Below are 17,728 nucleotides of genomic sequence, written 5' to 3' on the forward strand. Positions count from 1 at the left end.
CGCGGGGAGGCTGAGATGAGCACGACGGTGGCACCGCCCACTCCGGCCGAGGACCGGACGGAGTGGTTCCGGCTCTCGGCGAACGACGCCCTCCGCCGGCTGGAGGTGGACCCCGGCACCGGCCTGACGGCGGGCGAGGTCGCCGAGCGGCGCGCGAGGTACGGGCCGAACCGGCTGGCCCAGGCCGCGAAGGAGCCCGGCTGGAAGGCGTTCCTGCGCCAGTACCGCGACCTCATGCAGCTTGTCCTGGTCGGCGCGGCGATCGTCAGCATGGTCGCGCTGCAGGAGTTCGGCACCGGGCTGGCGGTCCTGGGCCTGACGGTGGTCAACGCGATCATGGGACTGCACCAGGAGGGCAAGGCCGCCGAGAGCGTCGCCGCGCTCAGCAAGATGCTGATCATGACGGCGAGCGTGCGCCGCGACGGCCAGGTGCAGGAGATCCCCGCCGAGGAGCTGGTGCCGGGCGACGTCGTGAGCTTCGAGGCCGGTGACAAGGTGCCCGCCGACGGCCGGATCCTGGTGGCGGCGACGCTGGAGATCGAGGAGGCCGGGCTGACGGGGGAGAGCACCCCGGTCCTGAAGAGCATCGACCCGGTCGACGGCGTCAACGTCCCGCTGGGCGACCGCGTCGACATGGCGTACATGAACTCGCAGGTCACCCGCGGGCGCGGCGAGATGGTCGTCACCGCGACCGGCATGGGCACCGAGGTCGGGCACATCTCCGGCATGCTCAGCGGCGTCGAGCAGGAGAAGACGCCGCTCACCAAGCAGCTGGACCAGCTGACCGTCCTCATCACGATCATGGCCGCCGGTGCGCTGGTCGCGATCATCCTACTGGGGCTGGCCCGCGGCGAGGACTTCGACTCGCTGTTCCTCGTCGGCATCAGCCTGGCCATCGCCGCGATCCCGACCGGGCTGCCCGCCGTCGTCACCATGCTGCTCTCGATGGGCACGCAGCAGCTCGCCGGCAAGGGCGCGATCGTCAAGCGGCTGCGCTCGGTCGAGACGCTGGGGTCGACGTCGGCGATCTGCTCGGACAAGACCGGCACGCTGACGCTCAACCAGATGACGGCGCGGGCGCTGGTCGTGGCCGGCCGCCGGTTCGACGTCGACGGCGAGGGCTACTCGACGCAGGGCCGGATCATGCGGGTGGCCGGGTCCGGCGACGCCGCGCTGGAGCCGTTCCTGCTGCCCATGGCGCTGGCGAACGACGCGGTGATCCGCGACGGCGCCTGCATCGGCGACCCGACGGAGGGCGCGCTGGTCGTGCTGGCCGAGAAGGGCGGGCTGGACGTCGAGGAGACCCGGCGCGCCGTCCCGCGGCTGGCCGAGGTCCCGTTCGACGCCGAGTACAAGCTGATGGCGACGTTCCACGAGCTGCAGGAGGGCGGCCGGCGATTCGTCCGGTGCCTGGTCAAGGGCGCGCCGGACGTGCTGCTGGCGCGGTCGACCCGGTACCTGGCCGGCGACGGGACCTCGCAGCCGCTGGTCGACAGCGCGGCGGGGACGGGGAAGGTGCTGGCCGAGAACGACCGGCTGGCCGGCGAGGGCATGCGGGTGCTGGCGGTGGCCCGGCGCGACCTCGAGCGGATCGACTTCGACGCCACGTCGGACCTGCTGGGCACCGTGGCCGACCTCGAGTTCCTGGCGCTCGTCGGCATCGTCGACCCGCCGCGCAAGGAGGCCCGGGACGCGATCGCCGAGTGCAAGCGGGCCGGCATCCGCGTCCGCATGATCACCGGCGACCACGCGACGACGGCGGCCGCGATCGCCGGGCAGCTGGGCATCGAGGGCCGGGCGATGACGGGCACCGAGTTCGCCGCGCTCTCCGACGACCGGCTGGACCGCGAGGTCGGCAGCATCGGCGTCGTCGCCCGGGTCGCGCCCGAGGACAAGGTGCGCCTGGTCGGCGTGCTGAAGAAGCAGGGGAACGTCGTCGCGATGACCGGCGACGGCGTCAACGACGCCCCGGCGCTGACCCGGGCCGACATCGGCGTGGCCATGGGGATCACCGGCACCGAGGTGACCAAGGACGCGGCGGAGATGATCCTCACCGACGACAACTTCGCGACGATCGTCACCGCCGTCGAGGGCGGGCGCGGGCTCTACGACAACCTGATGAAGTACGTGCGCGTCCAGATGATCATGCTGGCGGGGTTCATCCTGACCTTCCTCGGCGCCGGCATCTTCACCATCGCCGACGGCACGCCGCTGCTGCCGTTGCAGATCCTGTGGATCAACTTCGCCATCGACGTGCTGCTGGCGATCGGGCTCGGGTTCGACGAGCCGACGCCGGGGTTGATGGACCGCCGTCCGCGCCCGCCGGACGAGCCGGTGATCCGTCCGGCGCTGGGCGTGCGGCTCGGGCTCGACGGTCTGCTGATCGCGATCGGCGCGCTGGTGGTCGTCGCCGTGGGGGAGGACCAGTACTCGCTGGCGGTCGCGACGACGATGGGCCTCGTCGCCATGTCGCTGCTGCACATCGTGGCGGCGGTGGAGTGGCGCGACCCGGCGCGGACGATCTTCAGCCGGGACACGCTCTCGAACGGCCGGTTCGTCCGGCTGGTGCTCATCACGATCGCGCTGACGTTCATCGTCACCGCGATCTCCGGCCTGCAGCGCCTGTTCGACACCGTCGAGCTGACGGCGACGCAGTGGGGGATCTGCCTGCTGGCGCCGCTGGGCTACCTGGTGCTGGCCGAGGTCGAGAAGCTGATCATCCGCCGCCGTCCGAAGACTGCGGCGCGGGTCGAGAGGTGAGCACCATGGACAGACGCGGCCGGATCGTCGACGGGCTCCGCGTGCGGCCGGGGCGGCCGGCCGGGCTGGCCGAGCGCGACACCCGCTGGTCGGCCGGCGGTGAGCTCGGTGTGCTGACCGAGCCGCAGCTGGACACGGCGGCGCGGGCGCTGCTGAAGGAGGGCGTGTCGCAGCTGTCCGACGCCCAGGAGCTGCTGTGGGCCAGCGACCGGTACGCGCTGCTCGTCGTCTTCCAGGCCATGGACGCCGCGGGGAAGGACTCGGCGATCGAGCACGTCATGTCCGGCGTCAACCCGCAGGGGGTCGACGTGGTCGGCTTCCGCAAGCCGTCGGCCGAGGAACTGGACCACACGTACCTGTGGCGGATCGCCCGGGCGGTGCCCGAGCGCGGCCGCATCGGGATCTTCAACCGGTCGCACTACGAGGAGGTCATCGCGCTGCGCGTGCACCCGGACTGGCTGGACGCGCAGAAACTGCCGTCGAGGGACCGCGGGCCGGGCTTCTGGGCTGATCGGTACGAGGACATCAACGCCTTCGAACGGCACCTGGACCGCAACGGGACGAAGATCGTCAAGTTCTACCTGCACGTCTCGAAGGACGAGCAGCACCGCCGGTTCATGGCCCGCCTCGACAATCCGAACAAGGAGTGGAAGTTCAACGCCGCCGACGTCGCCGAGCGGGCCCTGTGGGAGGACTACCAGGCCGCGTACGAGGCGGCCCTGTCCGCGACGTCGACGGAGTGGGCGCCCTGGTACGTCGTGCCGGCCGACCAGAAGAGCGTCACTCAGGCGCTGGTCGCCGCCGTCGTGCTGGAGACCATCGAGAGCCTGGACCTGAGCTGGCCGACCGTCTCGCCCGGCGCCCACGAGGCCAACCTGCGCGCCCGCAAGGTGCTCGAATCGGAGTAGCTCTCGCCACGTAGATACATGACATGATATACGGATTGTGGAACGTGACGGTCCTGCCGACGGGAGCCTTCGACGATGACGCAAACCGTGTGGATGCCGCGAGAGTTCGTCGAACGACCGGACATGGTCGCGGCGACGGACGCACTGCTCGGACGCGAGGACGTCCCGTTCAGTGAACGCGAGGACGTCTTCACCGTCGAGGCCCTGGGCCTGCAGTGGGACATCGGCGTGCGCGTCTTCGAGCCCACGCGGCCCGAGCAGATCCCCGTCGACGCCGACGGCAAGAAGGTGGGCGGGCTGTTCCTGCACGGCGGCGAGGACGACTGGCGCCAGCTGGTGCCGCTCGCCGAGCTGCTCGTCGGCAAGCTGGGCTGGAAGGTCGTCCTGCCCACGTTCCCCGGGCGGCTGTACCTGCCGGACGCCAGCCGCGACTGGCCGGGCGACACCATCCACCCGGACGGCACCGTCCGCACCCCGATCTGGCAGGACGGCGAGTTCGTCTCGCCCGACGACTACGACATCATCAAGGACCAGAAGCAGCGGCTGCGCGACGGCACCCGCACCCTGGCCCGCGCGAAGCCCGGCACCCGGTTCTACCACCGCATGGCGGCCTGGCCGGCGGCCATGGAGGTCGGCATGATCGAGGCCGCCCGCCGGCACCTCCCCGAGTCCGAGTACGCCGTCTACGTCCACGGGCACTCGACCGGCGGCCCCATCGTGTCGATGCTGTCGCAGCGGATCCCGAACTGCTCCGGCAACCTGGCGGCCGAGGCCTCGCCGTTCGGCTACATCAACGCGGCGAAGTTCGCGTGGGCGCCGACCGGCAAGGTGCAGGGCTACGACCGGACCGCGGCGCCAGCCAAGGAGCGCTACGACCTCTTCAACGACCTCTACATCCGCACCTGGCGCGACCACGCCCGATACCGCGGCCCCGAGGCGCTGGCCAAGGAGGGACCGTCGGCCCTGATGCGGCTGCCCTGGCTGATGGAGGAGATCCTCGACGAGTGGGCCGAGCAGACCGTCCGGCCCCGGTTCAAGTGCGAGTACCTCATCACCCACAACATCCGGACGTCCCTCGTCGCCGCCGCTGAGGTGTCGGCGGAGCGCCTGGGACTCGACGCCGCGGGCACCCAGGCCCTGGTCGACCGGTTCGTCGGCTACACCGAGCCGCTCAGCGGCCCGGACGTCAAGCCGCTGCCGCCGACCCTGACCGGCATCTCCGGCGCCAGTCGCGACCACAGCCCCGAGGTCTACGCCGAGGTCATCGTCCCGATGTTCGAGGCGATCGAGCCGCGGCCCAAGTACGCGCTGACCCGGTACCTGGGCGGCACCCACAAGATGTGGGGCGAGGACGGCGACCTCCCGCTGGGCATCGCTCCCGCCGTCATCACCGACTGGCACGACGCGATCGTCGGCGGCTGGTTCTCCGCCTGAGTCCGCCGGCTCTCCATGATCATCAAGGATCCGACCCCCTATGGTGTGGTGAATCCTTGATGATCATGGAAAGCGGGCGTCAGAGGTCGAGCTCGGAGCGGCCGAACTTCTCGCGCAGGAAGCGACCCTGGTCGCCTGCCGACGTCGCTGCAGCGCTCGACCTGCGGGCGCTCCCGGGCGGCCGCCTCAGGTCATGCGATGGACCCGTTTCGAGGGCCGGCGAGCGGGTAGTGACAGGTTGCTCGTCGACCCCCGAAGCGGACGGAAGGACCTTCCCGTGGCCGGACACCACGTCCTCAGCGAGCTGCGGCGCCGGCTCATCATGCCGGGTGCCGAGCGGAGCCTGCTGGCCCTCCTCATGGTCAGCGTCCTGCTCATCGCGGGCAGCCTGGCCCTGCTGCAGAGCGGCTCCGGCTCGGGGACGGACCGGTCCGAGATCGCCGAGATCCACGGCTAGATGCCGGTGCGGGGTGCCGTGACACCCCGCACCGGCCTGGGGGCCCCTCAGTGGGGGTCTCGTGCGATCAGTCGAGGACGAAGTCCGCCTGGGTGACCGTGGCGGCCGTCAGCCCCGTCAACCTGATCTGGTTCCCGGCGCCGACCTGGACCTGGACGAAGCCGGCGCCCTGCGTGATCGTCACCGAGCTGCCGAACGTCGCCGGGGTGATCCCGCGCGCGGACAGGTCGATCAGGTCCTGCCCGCCCCCGTTCGGGTTCGCGTCGAACCCGGTGACGGTGTCGACGTTGACCGTGCCCGTCCCGTAGGCCAGCACGTCGAACCCGGGACCCGGCACCAGCGCGTCGTTGCCCGCGCCGCCCTCGAGCACGTCGTCGCCGGCCGCACCGTTCAGCGTGTCCGCCCCGGCGTCACCGTGCAGCGCGTCGTTCCCGCCCGCGCCGTTGACGGTGTCGTTGGCGGCCCCGCCGCGGAGCACGTCGTCGGCGGCGTTGCCCGTGACGGAGTCGTCGCCGCCGAGCCCGTCGACGTGGACGATGCCGGTGAGGGTGACGGGCGCGAACGACAGCGTGTTCGCCGAGTTCGACCCGTTGACCTCCACGTTCTCCAGCACCCCGCCGCCCGGGACCGGTTCGGCGGACACCTCTTCGACGCTCGCGACCGACGCCAGCCCGATCAGCGTGCCGGCGGTGGTCGCCACCACGCGGTCGGTGCCGGCCGCGCCCGTGACGGAGTCCCAGCCGTGCGCCGTCCCGGTGACCTGGAACGTGTCGTCGCCGGCGCCGCCGTTGACGATGTCGTTCCCGGTCTCGCCGGCGATGACGTCGTCGCCGCTGCCGCCGTTGAGCGTGTCGTTGCCGCCGCGCCCGTAGGCCCGGTCGTCGCCGGCGGTGCCGGTCCACGTCTCCGGCGCGCCGCTGCCGATGAACAGGTCGCCGACCACGCCGGTGGGCGCGGACGCGATGCTCTCGGCGGTGCCGTTGCCGTCGGTGTAGGTGACGACGGCGCGCAGCTTGCGGTTCACCTGCGCCTGCGTGGGCGTGAACGTGGTGCCGGTCGCGCCCGCGATGTCGGCGTAGGTGTTGTTCGTCGGCGTCGTGCTGGCCTGCCAGCGCACGTCCAGCGTGGCCGGCAGCCCGTCGCCGTCGGCGATGAGGGCGGTCGAGACGGTGCTCGCCACGTCCTCCTGCGGGGTGATGTCGAGGATCGCCGGGACGCCGGTCGGGACGTCGTTGACGTTCGCCACGGCGGCCGTCGCGGCCGAGGTGACGCTCTCGACCACGCCGTCGCCGTCGGTGTAGGTGACGACGACCCGCAGCGGGGCGCCGACCTGGTCGTCCGACGGGGTGAACGTCGCCCCGGTCCCGACGCCGGTCCAGACGCTGTCGAGCTCGGCCTGCCAGGTGAGCACGACGGTGGCCTCGTCGATCCCGTCGGCGTCGGTGAAGTCACGCGTCGCCGTGAGCTCCTGGTTCTCCGTGGGCGTGGTGTCGCTCAGCGTCACCGTGCCCTCCGGCGGAGCGTTGGTCGGGATGTCGGAGACCTCGACGACCTGGTCGGCGAACTGCAGCCGCTCGACGTTGGTGATGGTGTCGGTGCCGTCGCCCATCGGGTCGCCCTGCTCGTCGCAGCACACGATGTTGCGCGCGTGCGTGACGGTGAGCGCCGGCCCGGTGTTGTCGACGTCGTAGTCGGCCAGCGGCCCGGAGAACACGGCGGTGTCGATGCCGTCCGGGCCCGCGGTGAGGACCTCCTTGACGATGACGATGTCGGCCGGGTCGATGATCCGCCTGAACACATCGGCGGACAGCTGCGACAGCTGCGTCGCGCTGCGGACCTCGGTGGCCGGGTCGGCCGGGTCGGTCCGGACGCTGAGCCGGTGGTTCACCCAGGCGTCGCCGTCGATGAGGTCGTCGGCGCCGCGGCCCTCGAGCAGGTCGCTGCCGCCGCCACCGAGCAGGATGTTGCCGGCGCCGAAGCCGCAGACCTCGTGCGGGTCGTCCTCGGTGCCGGGCTCGACGCGGCACTCGGTGTGGCCGTCGACGATCTCGGCCAGCCCGTCGATCTTCTCGATGCCCTCGGGCGTCAGGACATTCGACCCCCACGGCGCCTCGAGCTCGGTGTCCGCCTCGTACGGGACGAGGTCGTCGCCGCGCAGGACGTCGTTCTTGTCCCACCCGGACAGCGCCTCGGTGAGGAGGAACCGGTCGGCCAGGGCGGGCGGCCCGTCCAGGACGTTGATCGTCAGGTCGGAGTCGGCCGCGACCGGCTCGCGGGCGTGCGTGACCCAGTCGAAGCCGCGCGCGCCGTGGTTCCGCTCGATGCCGGCGCCGGCGACCATGATGTCGTCGCCGCCCTCGGCGTCGTAGTCGTCCTCGTTGCTGCCGCCGATGAGGACGTCGTCGCCCGGCGCGTTGATGTCGTCGAAGAACGGCGCGCCGCTGTCGCCCTGGAGCAGGTCGTTGCCGTTGCCGCCCTCCTGCCAGTCGTGCCCGCCGCCGCCGAAGACGGTGTCGGCACCGCCGCCGGCCACCACGAAGTCGTTGCCCTCGCCGGCGAAGGTCTCGTTGGCGTTGAGGCCGCCGTTGGTGAAGTCGTGCCCGTCGCCGGACATGATGATGTCCAGGCCGGGACCGGTGTCGATGGCGTCGTTGCCCGGCCCGCCCTTGTGCACGTCGTCGCCCGCGGAGTCGGTGATGACGTCGTCGCCGCGGCCACCCAGGGCGGTGTCGATGCCGTCGCTGCCCTCGATGGTGTCGTCGCCGTCGTTGCCCCAGAAGGTGTCGTCGTCGACGCCACCCCACATGCGGTCGTTGCCGGGCGTGCCGTTGTAGGTGCTCTGCGCGTTCAGCCCCGGCGGGTCGACGGTGTTCGACTGCCGGTAGCGGATCGTGCCGTCGGCCATCCGGTACAGGACCCTCGACTCGTCGCACTCCGACAACGGGTCGTCGGCGACGGTGTTGCCGCTGCCCTGCAGGTTGGCCAGGTCGAACTCGCAGTCGGCGACGCTGAACACGTGCGCCTTCAGGCCCTGCGCCGTCGTGTTCCGCATGACCATCTCGGCGAACGAGTTGCCCTCGAGCTGCGTGCGCAGGTTCAACCCGGCCGTGCGGGACAGGTAGTAGAGCCGGTCGCCGTCCTGCAGGTCGGTGAGCTGGCGCTCGAACACGTAGTTGAAGGTCGAGCCGAGCATGCCGCCGAACGTGACGGTCGACTCCGCCAGCCCGCCGATCCACAGGTCGATGCCGTCGACGCCGGTGGTGGTGACGCCGTCCTCGCTGGCCCACGCGCCGACCCCGTTGACGAAGTCGTAGGCGTCGGCCGGCGTCGCCGGGTTCAGCGCCGGGTCGTTGTCGAACAGCAGCTGCGCCGCGGCCCGCTTCTCGTCGTTCGTGGCCGCGGCCACGATGCTCGGGTGCGTGCCGTAGGCGGCCATGAAGTTCACGACGGAGTCCAGGTGCTTCAGGCTCTGCCCGAAGTCGACCCAGTCGCTGTACGGACGCAGCGAGCTCTCCTGCGTCTCTTCGTAGAGCTCCCGCCGGAACGCGTTCAGCGACGGGATGCCGGCCTCGCGGGCCCGCGTCAGGTTGATCGACGCGAGGTCGAGCGGCAGGCCGAGCAGGTTGTTGCGCAGCGTCTCGGTGACGAACTCGTCGATCTCCGCGCCGGCCTGGTCGGTCATGCCCATCGCGATGCTGCCGGCCGCCTCGGCCGGGCTGATCGTGCCGCCGTTGGTGTACGCGGGCGGGTTGAGGAAGCCCTCGAGCAGCGAGATGTCGTCGACCGTGCCGTCCGCGCGGGTGCGCGAGATGGTGTCGGTCAGCATCGAGTGGCCGAACCGGTAGACGGCGTGCGCGAACTCCGCCGTCACCGCCGGGTTGATGGCCGTGTCGGACTGCGTGAACACGTTGAACGGGTTGATCCCCGGCTGCACCGTGCGCGCGAAGTCCTCGAACACGATGTGCTGGTACTCCATCTCGGTGACGAACCGCGCGGCCTGGAAGATCCGCTCGCCGTTCCAGTCGCCGTTCTCGAGCTGCCACTCCTCGACGTCGACGTCCTCGGCGACGATGAGCTCCTTGATGTACTCGGCCAGCCGGTTGTGCTCGGAGTGGAACACCTGGTGCACCGCGGTGAGGCCGATGTTCTCGTTGAGCCGTCCGTCACCGCCGATGTAGTGCGCGTCCAGCATCTCGTCGTCGTACGTGCCGGCCGGCTGCACCCCCGTCGTCGGGGTGAGGTCGGAGTCGGCGTCGGGCACCAGGCCCGCGCGCGGCGCCGCGGTGTGGGCGATGTCGTCGAGGAACGCGACGGAGATCCGCCGCGCGCCCGTGGTCGGGATCGGCGCGGCGAGGTCGCCTTCGACGGCGGTGCCGTCGGCCATGACCAGCTGCGGCAGGCCGCGCTCCGGCCCGCGCAGGTAGCGGCCGTACTGGTCGGTGAGCAGCAGCGGCAGGTCGGCGACGTCGGCATCGGTGAGGTCGATGCCCAGCAGCTCACGCGACTGCTGCTTCACCGTCGCCCAGGTGGGCATGCCGCCGTCCAGCTCCAGCATCGCGCCGGTCGCGACGGTGCGGCCGTCGTCGTCGAGCTCGTACTCGCGCAGGAAGACGTGGTGCGACGGGTGCGAGGCGTAGGTCTGGCTCTGGTCCACCCACGGCGAGTCGGTGTTCGTCGCCTCCTGCACGTCGTCGGCGGTGCCCATGACGCCGTCGGGACCCGGCTGGTTCTTCGCCCGCGTGACGACCATGAACCGCTGGTTCGGCGGCAGGTCGTCGGCGGTGCCCTCGACTCCGTCGTCGCCGGCGATCAGCTGGTCGCCCGGCTGCAGCGGGACGACGACGGCGCCGCCGCCCTTGACGGTGAAGTCGATGCCGTGGTCGAAGAACTGCCCGAACAGCGTGAACCACGAGTTGAACGGCGGCGACAGGCCGACGTCCGTGCTCACGTTCGGGATCGGCAGCGTCTCGCCGGGCGGGATGCAGCCCTCCGGCACGTCCGGGTCGGTCGACTCGCACGGCACCACGGGCTCGCCCAGGAACGTGCGGTGCGGCGCCGTCGCGGCCTTGACCGCCGCCGGGTTGGCCGACGTCTGGTCGGCGATGAGGTTGCTGATCCGCCGCGGCTCGGAGTCGACGACGACGCCGGACTTCTGCGTGTACGACGTCGGCCCGGGCGGGCCGAAGCCGGTCCCGTCCTCGGCGTCGCGGAAGTGCGGCGTGCTCAGCCGCGGGAACAGCTCGTGCGAGGCGCCGAAGCCGGCGCGGTCCTCGACCAGGTTGTTGTAGCTGCCGTCCACGGTGCGCAGGCCGTACGGCAGCAGCGGGTTCGCCACCTGGTTCGGGCCGCTGCCCAGCAGCGGCTCACCGGGCACCGGCTCACCGTCGGGGCCTTCCTTCGTGGCGTGGTTCTCGGCGATCTCGATCTGCCTCAGGATGAAGCGCAGGTCGCCGGCGTTGAGCGTGAAGCCGAACCCCTCCGGCGCGGCGCCGGCGACGGTGGCCGTGCCGGCCAGCGGCAGCAACCCCAGGACCACCGCGGCGGCCGCCCCGAGCGCGAGCCCGGGGCGGAGGCGGCCGCGAGGTCGGTGTGGAGTTCCCACCCGCGTGCGTGGACGTGCTCGATGACGTGCCATCAGACGTTCCCCCCTTGGAACCTGCTCGGCATGTGCCGCTGGGTGTCAGCGGCGGTGTAGCGCGAGACGGGGCCCCTCGTCCCGGGAGCATCTTCCGGGCGCGGGGGCGGGCACTGGGAAGCTTCCTAACAGGACTGTCATTCGGCCGTCATGCGTTCTGGCCTGCATTGTCGCGAGGCGTGACGGCGCGCGGAATAGAAAATCCTTTGCGCCGCCTTCCTGCTGTCCGACCCCTGGGCCACAATGGCGGGCGAAGCGGTCGCACCGGTGTCGGCGACCGCCCGGGCCAGTGGGGGCCCGGAACCTGGGGGGGGTGTTCATGACACGGATTCTCGTCATCGACGACGAGCCCGATCTGGTGCGTTTCGTCCGCCGTGCTCTGGAGGCGGACGGGTACCAGGTGCTGACGGCGACCGAGGGGGCCGAGGGGCTGCGACTGGCCCTCACCCAGGTCCCCGACCTGATCGTGCTGGACCTGCTCATGCCGGGCGTCGACGGGCACACCGTCCTCACCGGCGTGCTGAGCCGGCACCCGCACATGCGCGTCCTCGTCCTGTCGGCGGCCGCCGACGTCGAGGCCCGCGTGAGCTGTCTGGAACGCGGTGCCGTCGACTTCCTGGCGAAGCCGTTCTCGATCCGCGAGCTGCTGGTCCGGGTGCGCTCCCGGCTGCGCGGCGCGGGCGAGGCCGGCGGCGTCGAGCCGACGCTGCGGGTCGGCTCCATCTCGCTCGACGTGCGGGCCCGCCGGCTCACCGTCGACGGCCGGGAGTCGACGCTGTCGCAGCGGGAGTTCCTGCTGCTGATGCACCTGATGCGGCACGCCGACGCGGTCTGCTCGCGGGCCGAGCTGCTGTCGGCGGTGTGGGGCTACGACTTCGACGTGGCGACCAACGTCGTCGACGTCTACGTCGGCCGGCTGCGGGCCAAGCTGCGCCGCGACCTCATCCAGACGGTGCGCAATGTCGGCTATCAGCTCCAGACGGCGTGACCGGCGGCTGACGGACCTCCTGCTCGCCGTCCTCGTCGTCGCCATGCTCGTGATGATGGAGCTGTCGAAGGGGCAGGAGGTCGCGCCGTACCATGTGCTGCTCCTGGGGCTCATGCTCGTCTACGGGTTCCGGGTCTGGCCGCCGGTGCCGACGCTGCTGGTGGCGCTCGCCGTCACGCTGGCCACCGGGGCGATCATGCTCCGGCACCACCACTACGGCTACATCCACGCCGGCGAGCTGGTCGAGGTGCCGCTGAACTCGCTGCTGTTCCTGGTGATGGCCTGGCACGCGCACCGGCGGGTCGCGGCGCAGCGCGAGGTCGAGCGCATGGCCGAGCAGCGGCGGACGGAGTTCGAGCGGCAGCGCGAGTTCCTCCGCGACGCCTCGCACGCCATCCGCACCCCGGTGGCGATCGCCCGCGGCAACCTCGAGCTGCTCGGGCGGGTCGTCAGCGACCCGGTGTCGCGCGAGGACCTCGAGATCGCCCAGCGCCAGCTCGACCGGATGACGGCGCTGTCCAACCGGCTGCTCGCGCTGGCCAAGCTCGACTCCGGGCACTCGGTCCGGCCGGTCACCGTCGACCTCGCGGAGCTGGTCGACGAGGTCGGCCGCAACTGGGCCGCCGGCGCCGACCGCGAGTGGGAGCGTGCCTGCGCCGTGACGGGCACCATCCAGGCCGACCCGGAGTGGCTGCAGCTGGCCCTCGACGCGATCATCGAGAACGCCGTCCACTTCACCGAGCCCGGCGACCGCATCCGGCTCACCTGCCACGAGACGGCGTACGAGCTCGTCGTCACCATCGCCGACTCCGGGCCGGGGATCGCCGACGAGGACCTGCCGCACGTCTTCGGGCGGTTCTGGCACCGCCGCCCGCCGGACGGCCCGATGGGCAGCGGGCTCGGCCTGGCCATGGCGCAGGCGGCGGTGCAGGCGCACGGCGGCCGGGTGACGGCGGGCCGATCGGCCGACGGCGGGGCGCTGTTCGAGCTGCGGCTGCCCCGGCAGCCGCAGCTGACGCCGTCGGCCCCCGGTGCTCCCGTCGGTTCCGCCCTCGCCTAGGTGAGGTGGACGCGGCGGTGCCGCATGCCGTGCACCGTCGCGATGACGGCGGTCAGCAGCGCGGCGACGCCCGCGATGGCGAACGAGAGGACGTAGCCGTCGACGGCCGGGATGGCCGTTCCGGCGATGAGCGTGCCCGTGAGGATGGCCGCCGTCGCCGCGCTGGCGACGCTGCCGCCCGCCGTGCGGACGAGCGAGTTGATGCCGCTGGCGATGCCGCTCTGGTTCATCGGGACGTGCTCGACGGCGAGCGTGCCCAGCGCCGCGTAGGCGACGCCGAAGCCGATGCCCTGGATGCCGCTGAAGATCATGAGGTCGAGCGGGGTGTCGTGGTTCAGCGCCAGCCAGGTGTAGCTCGCGGCCGCGAACACCGACCCGAGGGCCAGCGTGTACGCCGCGCCGAGCCGGGCCTCGAACTTCCCGGCCAGCACCGAGAACACCAGCATGGTGACCGTGCTCGGCAGCATGTAGAGGCCGACGTCGAGGACGGAGCCGCTGAGCCCGTAGCCGGCCGTCGCCTCGGGCGTCTGGATGAGGTTCGACACCAACGTGAACGCGGCGAACATCGCGAAGCCCAGCAGCACCGACGCCAGGTTCGCCGAGAGCGACCGCGGCCCCGTCAGCAGCCGCAGGTGCACCAGCGGCTCGCGCACCCGCCGCTCGACGGCGACCCACACGGCGCACAGCACGACGGCGGCGGCGAACAGCGCGAGCACGCGGCCGCTGGTCCAGCCCCACGAGTTGCCCTGGCTGATGCCCAGCAGCAGGCTGACCAGCCAGCCGCCCAGCAGGACCGCGCCGACGACGTCGGGCCGCCCGCCGGTCCGCTCGCCCGCCTCGACGGTGAACGCGAGCACCAGCACGAGGGCCAGCGCACCCATGCCGGCGGAGATCCAGAACACCGGGTGGTGGCTCTGCGTGTGGTCGGCGACGACGCCGGTGACCAGCATGCCGGCGCTGCCGCCGACGCCCATGGTGGCGCTGACGATGCCGATGGCCGACATGACCTTCTCACGCGGGAAGGTGTCGCGGATGATGCCGATGGCCAGCGGGATCACCGCGGTGGCGCAGCCCTGCAGCGCCCGGCCGGCGATCAGCACGCCGAGGGAGTCCGAGAGCGCGCACACGACGGACCCGGCGACCAGCAGCCCCATGGTGACGGTGATCATGCGCTTCTTGCCGTACATGTCGCCGAACCGCGACAGGAGCGGCGTCGCTACCGCCCCGGCCAGCAGCGTCGCCGTGAAAACCCACGACACCGCCGTCACCGACGTGTCGAAGGTCTGCTGCAGCCGGGGGAGCAGCGGGAGCACGAGCGTCTGCTGCAACGAGATGACCAGGCCCGCCGCGCCCAGGGCCAGCAGCGTCATCGCCGGAGTGGACGTCCGTCGGGCCGCGGGGCGATCGTCGACGACCATGGCCACAGCGTCTGTCATTCGTGCTCCTGCCGTACCGGGGGTGGAATTCGGCGCATGGCACGACGGCGTCGGCGTGCGACGTCAGCCTATCAAGTTGGTTGTACCACGCAACCAATTAACGACGTGCCCTCGGTCACGGCGTCGGACGGCGTCAGGGGTGGAGGAACTCCGCCACCACCGCGGCCACGGCGGCGTCGTCCGGGGCGAAGTGGCTCTGGCCGGGCAGCTCGTGCAGCTGGGCGTCCGGGCAGGCGGCGGCGGTGGCGGCCGCGGCCCGGTGGAACCAGTCCGGGCTGAGCTCGCCCTGCAGCACCAGGACCGGCTGGGCGATCCTCCGCAGCGCGTCGACCGGGACGGTGTTGTCACCCATGACGGCGTTGTCGTAGACGAGCGTGGGCGCCAGAGCCTCGAGCCCGGCCCACACGGGGGTGGGCCGCATGGATGCGACCATCTCGGCGGGCAGGCCCATGCCCTGGGTCATGAAGTAGTCGACGGCGTCGCCGTTGCGGCCGTCGGCGACCAGCGCCGCCACCTGCTCGGAGAAGCCGGGCGCCAGTGGGGGCCGGGCGCCGTCGACGTCGTACGGCGGCTCGTGCAGGACCAGCCGGTCGATGGGCAGGCCGGCCGCGGCCGCACGCGCGGCGAGTGCGGCGCCGGAGGACAGGCCGTAGACGTGCGCCCGGCCGCCGGTCGCCTCGATGACGGCCGCGAGGTCCTCGATCTCGCGCTCGACGGCGTACGGGGACGTGTCGGTGGAGTCGCCGCGGCCGCGCCGGTCGTAGGCGACGACGGTGGCGTGCGCGGACAGGTGCTCGGCCAGGCCGGTGACGGACGGGTGGTCGCGGGTGCCGAACGCGCCGCCGACGACGACGAGGACCGGGCCGGCGCCGGTGCGGTCGTAGGCGAGCGTGGTGCCGTCGGGCGAGGAGGTCGTGTGCATGCGACCATCCTTCGTCCGACAGATACTCTTGTCAAGAACAGGCTAGTTGTCGGTGACCGTCACCAGATAGTCCTCGGCGTCGTCGTCCCAGGCGAGCCGGATCGCACCCGTCGTCGCGGCGGCCCGGCAGAACTGCAGGAAGCTGCGGTAGCCGAGGGCCTGCTCGCTGAAGCCGGGCCGCACCCGCCGGAGCTGGTCCTTGAGGCCCGACAGCGCGGCCCGGCCGTGCTTGTCGATGAGGTCGCGGACCACCGAACGGAGCAGCTCGAACGCCTCCTCCTGGCCCTCCAGCGCGGGCAGCAGCACCTCGGGATCGCCCTTGGCCGAACCCTCGGACAGCTCGATGACGTGGCGCTCGCCGAGGTGGCGCAGCAGCTCGCCGAAGGCCCGGAAGCCGTGGTCGGCCTCGTTGAACGTGGGGTCCTTGCGCAGCAGCGTCCGTTTCAGCGTCGACGCGGTGACCGGGCCGCCGGTGCGCTGCAGGCCGGACACCGTCTGGGCGACCAGGACGGCGAGGTCGTCGAGGTCGCGTGACGGGAGCGCCTCGTCCGGCACCGGCGCGACGACGGGTTCGGGCGCGGCCGCGATCGGCTCGGCCCGCTTCCGGGTACGCCGGGCCGGGGCGGGCTCGACCCCCTCGAGGTCGTCGTAGTAGAGGAACTCGTCGCAGGCGGGCGGCAGCAGGGCCGACGTCGACGACCGGATGCCGACGCCGATGACGCTCTTGTTCAGCTCGCGCAGCTTGTAGACCAGGGGAGTGAAGTCGCTGTCGCCGGTGCACACGACGAACGTCGACACGTAGTCGCGGACGAACGCGAGCTCGACGGCGTCGACGGCCATCTTGATGTCGGCGGCGTTCTTGCGCGAGGCGCCCATGCGCTGCGGCATCTCGATCAGCTCGACGTGCGAGCGGGTGAGCATGCGGCGGTCCTCGTCGAAGTAGGACCAGTCGGCGTAGGCGCGCCGCACCACGACGCGGCCGCGCTCGGCCAGGGCGTCGGCGATGGGGCGGACGTCGAACGCGATGCCGCCCAGGCTGTCGCGGGCGCCGATGGCGAGGTTCTCGTAGTCGAGGAACAGGGCGATGCGATCTTCGTCGTCCACACGGGCAGGCTACGCCCGGCGGGCCTCCGCCGTGCCGCGGAACGTGTCGCGGTAGGAGCGTGGCGTGGTGCCGGTGTGGGTGAGGAAGTGCCGGCGCATCGACTCCGTCGACCCGAACCCGGCCGCGTGGGCGACCTGCGTCACCGTCAGGTGCGAGTCCTCGAGCAGCGCCCGCGCCCGCTCGACCCGCCGCCGCGCGATCCAGGCGGCGAGGCTCTCGCCGGTCTCCTCGCGGAACCGCCGCTCGAGGGTGCGCTGGCTCATGTGCGCCTGCGCCGCGACCATCTCGACACTCAGCGGCTCGGTGAGGTGCTCGTCGAGCCAGTCGAGGACGGGGGAGAGCGGCCCGGACGGGCGCGGCCCCGGCTTGGCGTACACGGCCTGGCCACCGGTGCGGTGCGGCGGGCTGACCAGCACGCGGGAGACGTCGTTGGCGTAGGACTGGCCGTGGTCCTGGCCGAGCACGTACAGGCACAGGTCGGCCGACGCGAGCATGCCGCCCGACGACAGGATCTGCCCGTCGTCCACATAGAGCGCGTGCTCGACGAGGTCGGCCTTGGGGAAGGCGGCGCGGAACTCGTCGGCCAGCGCCCAGTGCGTGGTGACCCGCCGCCCGTCGAGCACCCCGGCCTGGCCCAGCACGAACGCGCCCGCGCACAGCGAGACCAGGCGCGCGCCGTCGTCGGCCGCCCTCGCCACCGCGTCGAGGACCGCCGGATCCTGCGGCGCCCACGGCGCCTCCAGCCCGGGGACGACGACGGTGTCGGCGCCCTTGATCCAGTCGACCGGCTTGAGGTCCGCGATGGTGAAGCCGAGCGAGGTCGGGGTGGGCGCGAAGCCGCAGACGCCGATCTCGTACGGCGCCTCGGGCTCGTCGCGGAGCTTCGAGAACACCGACGGCCGGCGGCCGAAAGCCTGCACGGCCACGGCGAGGTCGAGCACGAACGTCCCGCCGAGAACGATCATGGCCACCCGATGACGGCCCAATTCCTACCCCCGTGGCCGAATTCGTGGGAACTCTGGC

The 17,728-nt window shown here is 71.8% G+C and carries 11 protein-coding genes; 6 read left to right on the plus strand and 5 right to left on the minus strand.

From position 1 onward, the window contains the following. Nucleotides 1-15 precede the first annotated feature (15 nt). The 4 genes from HD601_RS17515 to HD601_RS17530 all read left to right on the plus strand — a co-directional run bounded on the left by HD601_RS17515 (nucleotide 16) and on the right by HD601_RS17530 (nucleotide 5,559). A complete protein-coding gene (locus HD601_RS17515) occupies nucleotides 16-2,760 on the plus strand; it encodes a cation-translocating P-type ATPase (RefSeq protein ID WP_184823947.1) in 2,745 nt (914 codons plus the stop codon). 5 nt (nucleotides 2,761-2,765) lie between these two features. Beyond that, nucleotides 2,766-3,668, plus strand: a complete 903-nt coding sequence (locus tag HD601_RS17520; protein ID WP_184823949.1) for a PPK2 family polyphosphate kinase — start codon at nucleotides 2,766-2,768, stop codon at nucleotides 3,666-3,668. A gap of 75 nt (nucleotides 3,669-3,743) precedes the next feature. Then, on the plus strand, nucleotides 3,744-5,102 hold the full coding sequence (locus HD601_RS17525) for a hypothetical protein (RefSeq protein WP_184823951.1): 1,359 nt from the start codon (nucleotides 3,744-3,746) through the stop codon (nucleotides 5,100-5,102). 277 nt (nucleotides 5,103-5,379) lie between these two features. After that, nucleotides 5,380-5,559: a hypothetical protein gene (locus HD601_RS17530; RefSeq protein ID WP_184823953.1), complete on the plus strand. Its 180-nt coding sequence runs from the start codon at nucleotides 5,380-5,382 to the stop codon at nucleotides 5,557-5,559. A gap of 67 nt (nucleotides 5,560-5,626) precedes the next feature. Here HD601_RS17530 and HD601_RS17535 read toward each other — a convergent pair whose 3' ends face one another. Continuing rightward, complete coding sequence (locus HD601_RS17535; RefSeq protein WP_221441073.1) at nucleotides 5,627-11,161, minus strand: peroxidase family protein; 5,535 nt, start codon at nucleotides 11,159-11,161, stop codon at nucleotides 5,627-5,629. A 352-nt stretch (nucleotides 11,162-11,513) separates the two neighbouring features. Here HD601_RS17535 and HD601_RS17540 point away from each other — a divergent pair, with 352 nt between their 5' ends. Then, nucleotides 11,514-12,182: a response regulator transcription factor gene (locus HD601_RS17540; RefSeq protein WP_184823957.1), complete on the plus strand. Its 669-nt coding sequence runs from the start codon at nucleotides 11,514-11,516 to the stop codon at nucleotides 12,180-12,182. After that, entirely contained in the window at nucleotides 12,154-13,242 is a 1,089-nt protein-coding gene (locus HD601_RS17545) for a sensor histidine kinase (protein WP_184823959.1), read from the plus strand. Before HD601_RS17540 ends, HD601_RS17545 begins: the two co-directional genes overlap by 29 nt. On the opposite strand, the gene HD601_RS17550 is transcribed toward HD601_RS17545, so the two are convergent. From HD601_RS17550 to HD601_RS17565, 4 genes are all read right to left on the minus strand, one after another. Further along, the gene (locus HD601_RS17550) at nucleotides 13,239-14,678 is read right to left on the minus strand and encodes an MFS transporter (protein ID WP_184823961.1); all 1,440 of its coding nucleotides are present in this window, start codon (nucleotides 14,676-14,678) and stop codon (nucleotides 13,239-13,241) included. The two genes, HD601_RS17545 and HD601_RS17550, sit on opposite strands and share 4 nt — an antisense overlap. A gap of 133 nt (nucleotides 14,679-14,811) precedes the next feature. Next, entirely contained in the window at nucleotides 14,812-15,600 is a 789-nt protein-coding gene (locus tag HD601_RS17555) for an alpha/beta fold hydrolase (RefSeq protein WP_184823963.1), read from the minus strand. 42 nt (nucleotides 15,601-15,642) lie between these two features. Next, nucleotides 15,643-16,704 (minus strand): NYN domain-containing protein, encoded by a 1,062-nt coding sequence (locus HD601_RS17560; RefSeq protein WP_184823965.1) that lies wholly within the window; start codon nucleotides 16,702-16,704, stop codon nucleotides 15,643-15,645. A 9-nt stretch (nucleotides 16,705-16,713) separates the two neighbouring features. Continuing rightward, the gene (locus HD601_RS17565; RefSeq protein ID WP_184823967.1) at nucleotides 16,714-17,670 is read right to left on the minus strand and encodes a GlxA family transcriptional regulator; all 957 of its coding nucleotides are present in this window, start codon (nucleotides 17,668-17,670) and stop codon (nucleotides 16,714-16,716) included. Nucleotides 17,671-17,728: the final 58 nt, after the last annotated feature.

The sequence above is a fragment of the Jiangella mangrovi genome, assembly GCF_014204975.1.
In the GTDB taxonomy this organism is placed as follows: Bacteria; Actinomycetota; Actinomycetes; order Jiangellales; family Jiangellaceae; genus Jiangella; species Jiangella mangrovi.